The sequence below is a fragment of the Enterobacter sp. 342 genome (assembly GCF_036663495.1).
GTDB lineage: Bacteria > Pseudomonadota > Gammaproteobacteria > Enterobacterales > Enterobacteriaceae > Enterobacter.
The window spans coordinates 119,742-132,591 of sequence record NZ_JAWUEI010000009.1 but is presented as its reverse complement, the minus strand read 5'-3'; the positions used below and the strand labels follow the sequence as shown (position 1 = coordinate 132,591).

Annotated in this window: 10 protein-coding genes; 7 read left to right on the top strand and 3 right to left on the bottom strand. The window is 55.1% G+C overall.

Annotated features, from left to right (window positions below; all coding sequences use genetic code 11):
- Positions 1–47 precede the first annotated feature (47 nt).
- The 4 genes from ubiG to yfaE all read left to right on the top strand — a co-directional run bounded on the left by ubiG (position 48) and on the right by yfaE (position 4,845).
- Positions 48–776, top strand: coding sequence for a bifunctional 2-polyprenyl-6-hydroxyphenol methylase/3-demethylubiquinol 3-O-methyltransferase UbiG (gene ubiG, locus V6E55_RS09950; protein ID WP_114977671.1), 729 nt, complete (start codon positions 48–50; stop codon positions 774–776).
- A 347-nt stretch (positions 777–1,123) separates the two neighbouring features.
- Entirely contained in the window at positions 1,124–3,409 is a 2,286-nt protein-coding gene (gene nrdA / locus V6E55_RS09945) for a class 1a ribonucleoside-diphosphate reductase subunit alpha (RefSeq protein ID WP_114977670.1), read from the top strand.
- A 51-nt stretch (positions 3,410–3,460) separates the two neighbouring features.
- Positions 3,461–4,591, top strand: coding sequence for a class Ia ribonucleoside-diphosphate reductase subunit beta (gene nrdB / locus V6E55_RS09940; RefSeq protein WP_129995301.1), 1,131 nt, complete (start codon positions 3,461–3,463; stop codon positions 4,589–4,591).
- The gene (yfaE, locus tag V6E55_RS09935; protein ID WP_114977668.1) at positions 4,591–4,845 is read left to right on the top strand and encodes a class I ribonucleotide reductase maintenance protein YfaE; all 255 of its coding nucleotides are present in this window, start codon (positions 4,591–4,593) and stop codon (positions 4,843–4,845) included. Before nrdB ends, yfaE begins: the two co-directional genes overlap by 1 nt.
- Before the next feature lie 24 nt (positions 4,846–4,869).
- Here yfaE and glpQ read toward each other — a convergent pair whose 3' ends face one another.
- On the bottom strand, positions 4,870–5,922 hold the full coding sequence (gene glpQ, locus V6E55_RS09930) for a glycerophosphodiester phosphodiesterase (RefSeq protein WP_208594210.1): 1,053 nt from the start codon (positions 5,920–5,922) through the stop codon (positions 4,870–4,872).
- An 11-nt stretch (positions 5,923–5,933) separates the two neighbouring features.
- Entirely contained in the window at positions 5,934–7,286 is a 1,353-nt protein-coding gene (gene glpT / locus V6E55_RS09925) for a glycerol-3-phosphate transporter (protein ID WP_008500232.1), read from the bottom strand.
- A gap of 256 nt (positions 7,287–7,542) precedes the next feature.
- Between glpT and glpA the strand changes: the two genes are divergently transcribed.
- Genes glpA through glpC form a run of 3 tightly spaced genes read left to right on the top strand, consistent with a single transcriptional unit; the run spans position 7,543 to position 11,565 of the window.
- Positions 7,543–9,171, top strand: a complete 1,629-nt coding sequence (gene glpA / locus V6E55_RS09920) for an anaerobic glycerol-3-phosphate dehydrogenase subunit A (protein ID WP_316942733.1) — start codon at positions 7,543–7,545, stop codon at positions 9,169–9,171.
- Entirely contained in the window at positions 9,161–10,378 is a 1,218-nt protein-coding gene (glpB, locus tag V6E55_RS09915; RefSeq protein ID WP_316942732.1) for a glycerol-3-phosphate dehydrogenase subunit GlpB, read from the top strand. The genes glpA and glpB overlap by 11 nt, the downstream gene beginning before the upstream one ends.
- Positions 10,375–11,565 (top strand): anaerobic glycerol-3-phosphate dehydrogenase subunit GlpC, encoded by a 1,191-nt coding sequence (gene glpC, locus V6E55_RS09910; protein WP_316942731.1) that lies wholly within the window; start codon positions 10,375–10,377, stop codon positions 11,563–11,565. The genes glpB and glpC overlap by 4 nt, the downstream gene beginning before the upstream one ends.
- Before the next feature lie 33 nt (positions 11,566–11,598).
- On the opposite strand, the gene V6E55_RS09905 is transcribed toward glpC, so the two are convergent.
- A complete protein-coding gene (locus tag V6E55_RS09905; protein WP_114977663.1) occupies positions 11,599–12,798 on the bottom strand; it encodes a nicotinamide mononucleotide deamidase-related protein YfaY in 1,200 nt (399 codons plus the stop codon).
- Between the last annotated feature and the right edge of the window lie 52 nt (positions 12,799–12,850).

Here is a 12,850-nt window from a genome sequence, read left to right as displayed (position 1 = left end):
TGCCTGATATACTCATTCGTCTTGCTAAATAAGGAGTAAAAGCGCCCATGAATGCCGAAAAATCCCCGGTGTCTCACAACGTTGACCATGAAGAGATTGCCAAATTTGAAGCGGTGGCGTCCCGCTGGTGGGATCTCGAGGGTGAGTTCAAACCTCTGCACCGTATTAACCCGCTGCGTCTGGGCTATATCGCGGAGCGTTCCGGCGGTCTGTTCGGTAAGAAAGTGCTCGATGTCGGTTGCGGTGGCGGTATCCTGGCAGAGAGCATGGCGCGCGAAGGGGCGACTGTCACGGGTCTGGACATGGGCTTTGAACCGCTACAGGTTGCCCGTCTTCATGCACTTGAGTCCGGCATAAAGGTGGAATACGTGCAGGAAACCGTGGAAGAACACGCGGCCAAACATGCGCATCAGTACGATGTGGTGACCTGCATGGAGATGCTGGAACACGTTCCCAATCCACAGTCCGTGGTGCACGCCTGCGCAAAACTGGTGAAACCCGGTGGACAAGTCTTCTTCTCGACCATCAACCGTAATGGTAAAGCCTGGCTGATGGCCGTCGTCGGCGCAGAGTATGTGCTGCGCATGGTGCCGAAAGGGACACACGACGTGAAGAAATTCATTAAGCCTGCTGAGTTACTGAGCTGGGTTGACCAGACGTGGCTTAAAGAGCAACACATCACCGGTCTGCATTTCAATCCATTGACCGATAAATTCAAACTCGCACCGGGCGTGGATGTTAACTATATGTTGCATACAACCGCCAAAAACGACTAACGTCATCTGTAATTCTTATAAAGATTGCGCGACATCATGTTGCGCAATTCTGACCTCTCGTTGAAGAAATCAGCACTCGATCAAATTTTGAATTTTTTTTCTTAATTATTGACATGTCTTCCAGGCCTTACGGTACGAGGACTTACGCTTTTTTACCCTTTCACAACCTCAATTTAACGTCAAAATCAACCCTTGTGCTGAAAAGAATCGATACTAGAATACTCACCATATAGCGTTTTTCTTATCGCAAACCCCCTATATGTAGTATTTATCCACAGAGTTAGTCACAAGACGGATCTGTGGATAAACGGGGGATATTTTTTATTTCACGGACAGGTAAAACCCACATGAATCAGAGTCTGCTGGTGACAAAGCGCGACGGTACTACCGAGCGTATCAATCTGGACAAAATCCATCGAGTTCTCGACTGGGCAGCAGAAGGACTGAACAACGTATCTATCTCCCAGGTCGAACTGAAATCTCACATTCAGTTCTACGACGGCATCAAAACGTCTGATATCCACGAAACCATCATCAAAGCGGCAGCCGATCTGATCTCCCGCGAAGCACCGGATTATCAGTACCTCGCTGCACGTCTGGCTATTTTCCACCTGCGCAAAAAAGCCTACGGCCAGTTTGAGCCGCCTGCGCTTTACGATCACGTAGTGAAAATGGTTGAGCTGGGCAAATACGACACGCATCTGCTGGAAGACTATACGGAAGAAGAGTTCGAGCAGATGAACGGGTTTATCGATCACTGGCGCGACATGAACTTCTCCTACGCGGCGGTGAAGCAGCTCGAAGGCAAATACCTGGTTCAAAACCGTGTGACCGGTGAGATCTACGAAAGCGCCCAGTTCCTCTATATTCTGGTGGCCGCCTGCCTGTTCTCTAATTACCCACGTGACACCCGTCTGGAATACGTGAAGCGTTTCTATGATGCGGTTTCAACGTTCAAAATTTCTCTGCCTACGCCAATCATGTCTGGCGTGCGCACCCCTACCCGTCAGTTCAGCTCCTGCGTACTGATCGAGTGTGGTGACAGCCTGGATTCTATCAACGCCACCTCCAGCGCCATTGTGAAATACGTTTCCCAGCGTGCTGGTATCGGTATCAACGCCGGTCGTATTCGCGCCCTGGGCAGCCCAATTCGCGGCGGTGAAGCGTTCCACACCGGCTGTATCCCGTTCTATAAGCACTTCCAGACGGCAGTGAAATCCTGCTCTCAGGGCGGCGTACGCGGTGGTGCAGCAACCCTGTTCTACCCGATGTGGCACCTGGAAGTGGAAAGCCTGTTGGTACTGAAAAACAACCGTGGCGTGGAAGGCAACCGCGTGCGTCACATGGACTACGGCGTACAGATCAACAAACTGATGTACACCCGTCTGCTGAAAGGTGAAGACATCACCCTGTTCAGCCCGTCCGACGTCCCTGGCCTGTACGACGCGTTCTTCGCTGATCAGGATGAGTTCGAACGTCTGTACACCAAATATGAGAAAGACGACAGCATCCGTAAACAGCGTGTGAAAGCGGTAGATCTGTTCTCTCTGATGATGCAGGAACGTGCCTCTACCGGCCGTATCTACATCCAGAACGTTGACCACTGCAACACCCACAGCCCGTTTGATCCGGCTGTTGCGCCAGTGCGCCAGTCTAACCTGTGCCTGGAAATCGCCCTGCCGACCAAGCCGCTGGACGATGTTAACGACGAAAACGGTGAAATTGCGCTGTGTACGCTGTCTGCGTTCAACCTGGGTGCGATTAAGAGCCTCGACGAGCTGGAAGAGCTGGCCGTGCTGGCGGTTCGTGCGCTGGATGCCCTGCTGGACTACCAGGATTACCCAATCCCGGCCGCTAAACGTGGTGCAATGGGTCGTCGTACCCTGGGCATTGGCGTGATCAACTTTGCCTACTGGCTGGCGAAAAACGGCAAGCGTTACTCTGACGGCAGCGCCAATAACCTGACCCACCAGACGTTTGAAGCTATTCAGTATTATCTGATGAAAGCGTCCAACGAACTGGCGAAAGAGCAAGGTGCGTGCCCGTGGTTTAACGAAACCACCTACGCGAAAGGCATTATGCCGATCGATACCTACAAGAAAGATCTGGACGCGATTGTCAGCGAGCCGTTGCATCTGGACTGGGAAGGCCTTCGCGAGTCCATTAAGACTTACGGCTTGCGTAACTCTACGCTCTCTGCCCTGATGCCGTCTGAGACCTCTTCGCAGATCTCTAACGCCACCAACGGTATCGAGCCACCTCGCGGCCACGTCAGCATTAAAGCGTCGAAAGACGGTGTTCTGCGCCAGGTGGTGCCGGATTACGAGACGCTGGGTAACAACTACGAGCTGCTGTGGGAAATGCCAAACAACGATGGCTACCTGCAACTGGTTGGGATCATGCAGAAGTTTATCGACCAGTCGATCTCTGCAAACACCAACTACGACCCAACGCGCTTCCCGTCAGGTAAGGTACCGATGCAGCAACTGCTGAAAGACCTGCTCACTGCCTATAAATTTGGCGTGAAAACCCTGTACTATCACAACACCCGTGATGGTGCAGAAGACGCGCAGGACGACCTTGTACCGTCAATTCAGGACGATGGCTGCGAAAGCGGCGCATGTAAGATCTAATAAAGGGCGGGGATTTCCCCGCCTTTATTTCGTAAGACAGGACTCCAATTCATGGCATACACCACCTTTTCACAGACGAAAAACGACCAGCTCAAAGAGCCGATGTTCTTCGGCCAGCCAGTCAACGTGGCACGCTACGATCAGCAAAAATATGACATCTTCGAAAAGCTGATTGAAAAGCAACTCTCCTTCTTCTGGCGCCCGGAAGAGGTTGATGTTTCCCGCGATCGCATTGATTTCCAGGCGCTGCCGGAGCATGAGAAGCATATCTTCATCAGCAACCTGAAGTACCAGACACTGCTGGACTCCATTCAGGGCCGCAGCCCGAACGTGGCGCTACTGCCGCTGATCTCCATTCCGGAACTGGAAACCTGGGTAGAAACCTGGGCGTTCTCTGAGACGATCCACTCCCGTTCTTACACCCATATCATCCGCAATATCGTTAACGATCCAGCGGTGGTGTTTGACGATATCGTCACCAACGAGCAGATCCAGAAGCGCGCAGAAGGCATTGCTCACTACTACGACGAGCTGATCGAGATGACCAGTTACTGGCATCTGCTGGGCGAAGGCACCCATAACGTGAACGGCAAAACCGTTACCGTGAACCTGCGTGCGCTGAAAAAGCAGCTGTATCTGTGCCTGATGAGCGTCAACGCGCTGGAAGCCATTCGCTTCTACGTGAGCTTTGCCTGCTCTTTCGCCTTTGCCGAACGCAAACTGATGGAAGGTAACGCAAAAATCATCCGTCTGATCGCCCGTGACGAAGCCCTGCACCTGACCGGCACCCAGCACATGCTGAACCTGCTGCGCAGCGGCGTGGACGACCCGGAAATGGCGGAAATCGCCGAAGAGTGCAAACAGGAGTGCTATGACCTGTTCGTGCTGGCGGCTCAGCAGGAGAAAGAGTGGGCAGACTACCTGTTCCGCGATGGCTCCATGATTGGCCTGAACAAAGACATTCTGTGCCAGTACGTTGAGTACATCACCAATATCCGTATGCAGGCCGTCGGTCTCGATCTGCCGTTCCAGACGCGCTCCAACCCAATCCCGTGGATCAACACCTGGCTGGTATCCGATAACGTGCAGGTTGCGCCGCAGGAAGTGGAAGTGAGTTCTTACCTGGTCGGTCAGATTGACTCCGAAGTTGATACTGACGACCTGAGCAACTTCCAGCTCTGATGACACGCGTAACGCTACGTCTTTCTGGCACCGAAGTGCTGTGTCAGGAAGAGCACCCTTCTCTGCTGGTGGCGCTTGAGGCGAACCAGGTGGAGGTTGAGTATCAGTGTCGTGAAGGTTATTGCGGCTCCTGTCGCTGCCGTCTGGTGACCGGCCAGGTGGACTGGCTGACCGAGCCGCTGGCCTTTATCAGTGAAGGGGAAATTTTGCCCTGCTGCTGCCGGGCAAAAGGCGATATCGAGATCGAGATGTAAAAAAAGGGCCTTACGGCCCTTTTTCTATTTTAAGAACGTCACCGCTTTATCCGGGAAATCCGTAAACAGTCCGTCCACACCCGCCTGGTTATACAGCACGTCGTAAAGCTGATTCACGTCCGTGGCATACGGTGGCAACTGGTCTGCACGCACCGTGTACGGATGGACCTGCATCTTGCTGGCATGCGCCTCTTTCACCATCGCCGTCAACTTCACGTGCCCCGGCGTTGAGCCTTCCGCCACCAGCATGTGATAATCCGGCCCGATGCCATCGGCGTACTGCGCTATCTGCTTCATCGCACCCGGCTTAAACATCCAGTCGTAGTTGTAGTTCACCCACTTCCCGTCCGGCTGCTTCTCCTGGGTTTCGTTCCAGTCGGTATAGGCAATCAGCTGTACCAGATTGAGATCCATCCCCCTCTTCGGCTCCAGCTCGGTTTTGATGCGCTTCAGCTCAGCGGCGTCAAAACACTGCAGATACACCTTGTCCTTTTTGCTGGTGTATCCGTACTGCTTCAGTACGTCCAGCGTTTTGGCCGCAATGTCTTTCCCTTCCTGGTGGTGGAACCACGGCGCTTTGATTTCCGGGTAGATGCCGATGTTTTTACCGGTTGAGTGGTTCAGCCCCTGAACAAACTCAATCTCTTCCTGGAAGGTATGGATCCGGAAGTCAGATTTGCCCATCGGGAAGCGTCCCGGATAGACCTGCACCTTCTTGCCGTTTTCGATCTCAAAGCCTTCGGTAAATTTCAGCGAGCGAATTTCCGCCAGCGTGAAGTCGATGGCGTAGAAACGGCCATCTTTGCGGGCACGGTCCGGGAAACGCTCCGCCACGTCCGTCACGCGGTCAAGATAGTGGTCATGCAGGACGACCAACTGGTCGTCTTTCGTCATCACCAGATCCTGCTCCAGGTAATCCGCGCCCTGCGCATAGGCCATCGCTTTTGCCGGGAGCGTATGCTCCGGCAGATAGCCGCTTGCGCCGCGGTGGGCAATAACGATTTTATCTGCCGCCAGCGCGGAGCCTGTCATCAAACCGGCTAGCAGCAGACCGGTGGCTAACTGAGTTAATTTCATCGCAATGCTCCTTATTGACGACGCGCCAGCACTTCAGCGTGGTGACGTTTTTCGCCGATCATCACAACAATCAGCAGCAGAACCGCCAGCACGCTACCGCCAATCATTACCATAAAGCCGCCGTCCCAGCCGAAGAAGTCAACGGTATAGCCCACAATGGCGCTTGCCGCGACCGAACCGCCGAGGTAGCCAAACAGACCGGTAAAGCCCGCCGCCGTACCCGCCGCTTTTTTCGGCGCCAGCTCCAGGGCGTGCAGACCAATCAGCATTACCGGGCCGTAAATCAAAAAGCCGATGACAATCATACAAGCCATGTCCACACCCGGGTTGCCCGGCGGGTTAAGCCAGTACACTACGGTGGCGATGGTCACCAGGGTCATAAAGAAGACACCCGTTGCGCCACGGTTGCCTTTAAACACCTTGTCCGACATCCAGCCGCAAATCAGCGTGCCCGGGATCCCCGCATATTCGTACAGGAAGTAGGCCCAGGAAGATTTATCCAGCGCGAAGTGCTTCACCTCTTTCAGGTAGGTCGGAGACCAGTCCAGAATGCCGTAACGCAGCAGGTAAACGAACACGTTCGCCACCGCGATGTACCACAGCAGTTTGTTTGGCAGCACGTACTTCATGAAAATCTGTTTCGCAGTCAGTTCTTCTTCGTGCTTCTCGCTGTAATCATCCGGGTAGTCGTTTTTGTACTCTTCGATCGGCGGCAGACCGCAGGATTGCGGTGTATCGCGCATCAGGGCGAAGGCAATAATCGCCACCAGAATAGCGCCAAAGGCAGGCATATAGAGCGCCGCGTGCCAGTCGTTGAACCAGGCCATCCCCAACAGGAACAGCAGCGGTGGAATACCGCCCCCCACGTTATGCGCACAGTTCCACACTGACACGATGCCGCCACGTTCCTTCTGCGACCACCAGTGCACCATGGTGCGTCCGCATGGCGGCCATCCCATCCCCTGGAACCAGCCACAGAGGAACAGCAGCACGAACATGATGGCAATACTGGAGGTTGCCCACGGCACAAAGCCCATAAACAACATCACCGCTGCCGCCAGGATCAGACCGGCTGGCAGGAACACACGCGGATTCGAGCGATCTGACACGGAACCCATGATGAATTTGGAAAAACCGTAGGCAATGGAAATTCCCGACAGCGCGAACCCCAAATCACCACGCGAAAAACCCTGCTCCACCAGATAAGGCATGGCGAGAGCGAAGTTTTTACGCACCAGGTAGTACGCCGCGTACCCGAAGAAAATCCCCAGGAAAATTTGCCAACGCAGACGACGGTATAGCGGATCAATTTCTGCCTCAGGCAGACGCGCACGATGCGGCGCGGGTTTGAAGATACTGAGCATGACAGCCTCCGTGGCCATGTATTGAATTTACAGGGGTTTTACTGCCCCATACTCCAGAGAGGCGGCGATGTTAAGAAATCACGGTGATTGTTACTGTGAATCAACGCACAGATTGTTACAGAAATATGACAGAATGCGCAAAAAAGCGCATGAAATCACGTTTCACTTTCGAATTTCGCTCGTTTATGTTCGAAATCAAACAAACCATAGTTTTCATGTGGCTAAATGGTAAAAAAACGAACACAGAGGGATGACAATGACAATTCACGATCCACGCTACAGCGATGTGATTATCATTGGCGGTGGTGCGACCGGTGCCGGCATCGCACGTGATTGCGCACTCAGGGGGTTGAGCGTCACGCTTCTGGAGCGCCATGATATTGCGACAGGTGCCACCGGGCGCAATCATGGCCTGCTTCACAGCGGTGCCCGCTACGCCGTTACCGATGGCGAATCGGCTCGTGAATGTATTGCCGAAAACCAGATCCTGCGGCGGATTGCTCGCCACTGCATTGAACCAACAGACGGCTTGTTTATCACGCTTCCCGAAGATGATCTCGCCTTTCAGGCTACCTTTATTACCGCCTGTCGCGCGGCGGGGATTCAGGCCGAGGCCATTGACCCGGCTCTGGCGCGGCGCATTGAGCCCTCCGTCAACCCGATCCTGACAGGGGCGGTAAAAGTACCAGACGGCACGGTTGATCCCTTCCGCCTGACGGCCGCCAACATGCTTGATGCCCGAGAACATAGCGCACGCATCCTGACCGGGCATGAAGTGACCGGGCTTATCCGGGAAGGGAACCGCGTCTGTGGCGTGCGGCTTTTTAATACGCAATATAACGAACACAGTGAACTGTATGCTTCCGTGGTCGTCAACGCGGCAGGGATCTGGGGGCAGCGGATTGCAGAGTATGCCGACTTGTCTGTTCGCATGTTTCCGGCAAAAGGCTCGCTGCTGATCCTCGACCATCGCATCAATAACCATGTGATCAACCGCTGCCGCAAACCGTCTGATGCCGATATTCTGGTTCCGGGCGATACCATTTCGTTAATCGGTACCACCTCAACTCACGTGGACTACAGCGAGATTGATTACAACCGTGTAACCGCCGAAGAGGTGGATATTCTGCTGCGTGAAGGGGAAAAACTGGCCCCGGTGATGGCGCAGACCCGGATCCTGCGCGCCTACGCGGGTGTGCGTCCGTTGGTTGCCAGCGATAACGACCCAAGCGGGCGCAACGTCAGCAGGGGCATTGTGCTGCTCGATCACGCTGAACGCGACGGCATGGAAGGGTTTATCACCATCACCGGTGGCAAACTGATGACCTATCGTCTGATGGCCGAATGGGCAACCGATGCCGTCTGCCGCAAACTGGGCAATACCGAGCCGTGCAAAACGGCAGAACAACCCCTGCCCGGCTCACGCCAGTCTACCGAGAAGACGTTGCAAAAAATTATCTCCCTGCCCGCTCCCCTGCGCGGTTCGGCTATCTATCGTCATGGTGACAGGACGCCGGTCTGGCTGGGGGAAGGTCGGCTTAGTCGCAGCCTGGTCTGCGAGTGCGAAGCCGTAACCGCGGGAGAAGTACAGTATGCAGTGGAAAATCTGACCGTCAATTCTCTGCTCGATCTCCGCCGCCGCACCCGGGTTGGAATGGGGACGTGTCAGGGTGAATTGTGTGCCTGCCGTGCCGCCGGGTTATTGCAACGCTTTCATACCACCACCGCGACCCAGTCGCTCGATCAACTCAGTGCTTTTTTAAATGAGCGCTGGAAAGGCATTCAGCCTGTCGCCTGGGGCGATGCTCTGCGTGAAAGTGAATTTACCCGCTGGGTCTACCAGGGGCTTTGCGGACTTGAGAAGGAGCAACACGATGAAATTTGATACCGTGATCGTCGGCGGCGGGCTGGCGGGTCTGCTCTGTGGCATCAAACTCACGAAGCAGGGGCTACGCTGCGCCATTATCACCCGGGGCCAGAGCGCCCTGCACTTCTCGTCGGGCTCGCTGGATCTGGTGGACGAAACGTACCGAGAAAAACTTCCGCCAGAGCATCCTTATCACCTGACTGGCGCGCAGCATATTGATCGCTTTGCCCTGGAAACCGAAGCGTTACTGGGAGATTGCGGCGCACGTCTGCAGGGAAGCGCCAGGCAAAATCATCAGCGCGTTACACCACTCGGCACCCTACGCTCCGCCTGGCTCAGCCCGGAGGAGGTGCCCGTCGCGCCGTTCAACTCAGCGCGTGTGCGGGTGGTGGGTATTAGCGGTTTTCTGGATTTTCAGCCCCATCTCGCGGCGGCATCACTTTGTCGCCAGGGGGTAAACGCTGAAACGGCAGAAATAGAGCTGCCTGAGCTTGATGTCCTGCGCGACAACCCAAGCGAGTTTCGCGCGGTGAATATTGCCCGTTTTCTCGATAATGAAGAGAGATGGCCGCTGCTGTATGAGGCGCTCAAACCGCTTGCAGAAGGGTGCGATGCGCTGTTTATGCCCGCCTGCTTTGGCTTAAACGACAATCGACTCTGGCGCTGGCTGTCCGATCGACTGCCCTGCACACTCGGTTTACTGCCGACGCTCCCCCCTTCGGTTCCCGGTATTCGCCTGCATACCCAGCTCCAGCGCAAATTTGTTGCGCAGGGTGGCGTCTGGATGGCGGGTGATGAGGTGAAAAAAATCACCCTGACTGACGGGGAAGTGAGCGAAATCTGGACGCGCAACCACGATGATATTCCGCTTCGCGCCCGCTTTACGGTGCTGGCAAGCGGCAGCTTCTTCAGTAACGGGCTGCTGAGCAGTCGGGACGGCATCCGCGAGGCCATAATGGGGCTGGATGTCCGGCAAAGCGCCTCCCGCGCGGACTGGTATCAGAGTGATTTCTTCACGCCACAACCCTGGCAACAGTTCGGCGTCATTGTCGATAACCACCTGAACCCGCAACTTTCGGGTAAGTCTGTCAGGAATCTCTTTGCTATCGGCTCGCTTCTTGGCGGATATGATCCTATAGCCCAGGGCTGCGGTGGCGGAGTCTGCGCCGTCACGGCGCTGTATGTGGCCGAGCAGATTAGCCAGCGCATGGAGGCTGAACAATGAGCGATACCCGTTTCGAAAGCTGCATTAAATGCACAGTGTGTACTACCGTCTGCCCGGTCAGCGGCGTAAATCCACGCTATCCTGGTCCGAAACAGGCCGGGCCAGACGGTGAGCGTCTGCGACTGAAAGACGGCAAGTTGTATGATGAAGCACTGAAGTACTGCATCAACTGCAAACGCTGTGAAGTTGCCTGCCCGTCGGATGTCAACATTGGCGACATTATCCAGCGCGCCCGGGCGCGTTATAGCACGCAAAAGCCATCATTGCGGGATGCCATTCTGAGTCACACCGATTTAATGGGGAGCATCTCGACACCGTTCGCCCCACTGGTGAATGCCGCTACCGCGCTCAAACCGGTGCGCCAGTTGCTGGATACGACGCTTAAAATAGACCATCACCGCAGCCTGCCGAAATATTCTCACGGTACCTTCCGTCGCTGGTATAAATCCGTCGCGGCGCAACAGGCGCAGTATGCCGAACAGGTGGCGTTCTTCCATGGCTGCTATGTGAATTACAACCACCCGCAACTGGGTAAAGATCTGCTTAAAGTGCTGAATGCGATGGGGACGGGCGTTCAGTTGCTCAGTAAGGAAAAATGCTGCGGCGTACCACTGATCGCCAACGGATTTACGGATAAAGCGCGCAAGCAGGCCAAAAGCAATGTCACCTCACTGCGTGAAGCCATCGTCGACAAGGGGATTCCGGTGCTGGCCACCTCGTCTACCTGTACCTTCACCCTGCGCGATGAGTACCCGCATCTGCTGGACGTGGATAACACCGGGCTGCGTGAGCACATTGAACTGGCAACACGCTTCCTGTGGCGCAAACTGGATAGCGGGCAGACGTTGCCGCTGAGGAAATTGCCGCTGAAAGTGGTGTATCACACGCCCTGCCACATGGAAAAAATGGGCTGGTCGCTCTATACGCTTGAACTGCTACGCTTAATTCCAGGGCTTGAGCTGACGGTGCTGGATTCCCGCTGCTGCGGTATTGCGGGAACCTACGGTTTCAAAAGTGAAAACTACGAAACATCACAGGCGATTGGCGCCCCACTGTTCCGTCAGATTGAGGAAAGCGGTGCGGATATCGTGGTAACCGACTGCGAAACCTGCAAATGGCAAATAGAGATGTCCACCAGCAAGCGCTGTGAACATCCCATCACCTTACTGGCGAAGGCACTGGGCTGAACATGACCGGGGCGAGAAGCCCCGGCCAACGTTTTACTCAACGAACAGCGACTCGACAACGTTTATCCAGCCGTGCTCGCTGGCAACCTCTTTGCCATTCAACCAGCGGCGCAGCATGTTCAGCGCCATCATGGCGCAAACTTCCTGCCGTATCGCCAGGCTGTGGCGGGTGATACTCATTTTTACCCTCAGGGCATACGTGCCTTCCGGTGTCGCCAGCGCAAAGTTAAGGTATTCCTCATCCAGCCCGCCGACAAACAGCGCCAGCCCGGCAAAATGTTTCACCCTACGCTCAGAAGCCCAACGGGCAGTCTGTGCCAGCGTCTCCTGCTGGAACGGTACCACTTCGCTGGCCAGCAATGGTGCATTGACGCGCGATAACTGCAGCGCAAGCAGACCGCCGGTGAATTGCTCGCTTAAGGTCACACTCAACTGGCGAGACTGCAGATGCTTCGCAATTTGTGCAGGCAGCCCCTCAGTCCCTTCAAAGATCAGGCTTTCACCCGCCACACGCTGCACCTCAGGCCAGAGTGCCAGCATCGCCGCTTTCTGCTCTGCAGGCCCCGTCAACTTGAGTTCAATGATCGGCATGGAGGACCGATACCCCATTGATACGTCTGGCGGCAGTTGCAGGTGATCAAGACTCTGGGCCAGATCGCTTTCAGAGCGGCCAAAAGTAGTCAACCGCAGACAAATCGGGGGTTCAGGCAGAGTAAAACGGTCGCGAAGGCGCGGCAGGATCTGCTGCTCAACCATCACTTTGAATTCTGAGGGTACGCCTGGCGTGAAGAACATCAGACAGCGGTTCAGTTGCATGGCAAATCCACATGCAGTACCGACCGGGTTATCAACCAACTCAGCGCTGGCGGGAATTTCAGCTTGTTTGCGGTTGCTGGGTGCCATGACACGACCGCGTTCGGAGAAAAAGCGTTCCATCTGCGCCAACCACGCCTCATGCAATACCAGCCCTTCACCTTTTGCTGTGGCGGCGGCCAGTGCGCTGAGATCGTCACTGGTGGGGCCAAGTCCGCCATTCACAATCAGCACGTCACACTGTTCGCTGCGCTCGCGCAGGATATTGACCAGTGACTCAAGATTGTCGCCCACCGTGTTACGTCGCGTTAACGGTAATCCTTGCTCAAAGAAAAGATCGGCAAGCCATGCAGCATTGGTGTCGATAATCTGTCCATGCAGCACTTCATCGCCGGTGGATAACATCTCCACGTTAATCATTATGTTCTCCCGCTTAAATAGTCGAAACACTATAACGCAAACGCGGGATGGA

What these genes read in the sequence shown, in the direction of transcription:
- ubiG (WP_114977671.1), top strand. Translation starts at nt 48, where the DNA reads ATGAATGCCGAAAAATCCCCGGTGTCTCACAACGTTGACCATGAAGAG.
- nrdA (WP_114977670.1), top strand. Translation starts at nt 1,124, where the DNA reads ATGAATCAGAGTCTGCTGGTGACAAAGCGCGACGGTACTACCGAGCGT.
- nrdB (WP_129995301.1), top strand. Translation starts at nt 3,461, where the DNA reads ATGGCATACACCACCTTTTCACAGACGAAAAACGACCAGCTCAAAGAG.
- yfaE (WP_114977668.1), top strand. Translation starts at nt 4,591, where the DNA reads ATGACACGCGTAACGCTACGTCTTTCTGGCACCGAAGTGCTGTGTCAG.
- glpQ (WP_208594210.1), bottom strand. Translation starts at nt 5,922, where the DNA reads ATGAAATTAACTCAGTTAGCCACCGGTCTGCTGCTAGCCGGTTTGATG.
- glpT (WP_008500232.1), bottom strand. Translation starts at nt 7,286, where the DNA reads ATGCTCAGTATCTTCAAACCCGCGCCGCATCGTGCGCGTCTGCCTGAG.
- glpA (WP_316942733.1), top strand. Translation starts at nt 7,543, where the DNA reads ATGACAATTCACGATCCACGCTACAGCGATGTGATTATCATTGGCGGT.
- glpB (WP_316942732.1), top strand. Translation starts at nt 9,161, where the DNA reads ATGAAATTTGATACCGTGATCGTCGGCGGCGGGCTGGCGGGTCTGCTC.
- glpC (WP_316942731.1), top strand. Translation starts at nt 10,375, where the DNA reads ATGAGCGATACCCGTTTCGAAAGCTGCATTAAATGCACAGTGTGTACT.
- V6E55_RS09905 (WP_114977663.1), bottom strand. Translation starts at nt 12,798, where the DNA reads ATGATTAACGTGGAGATGTTATCCACCGGCGATGAAGTGCTGCATGGA.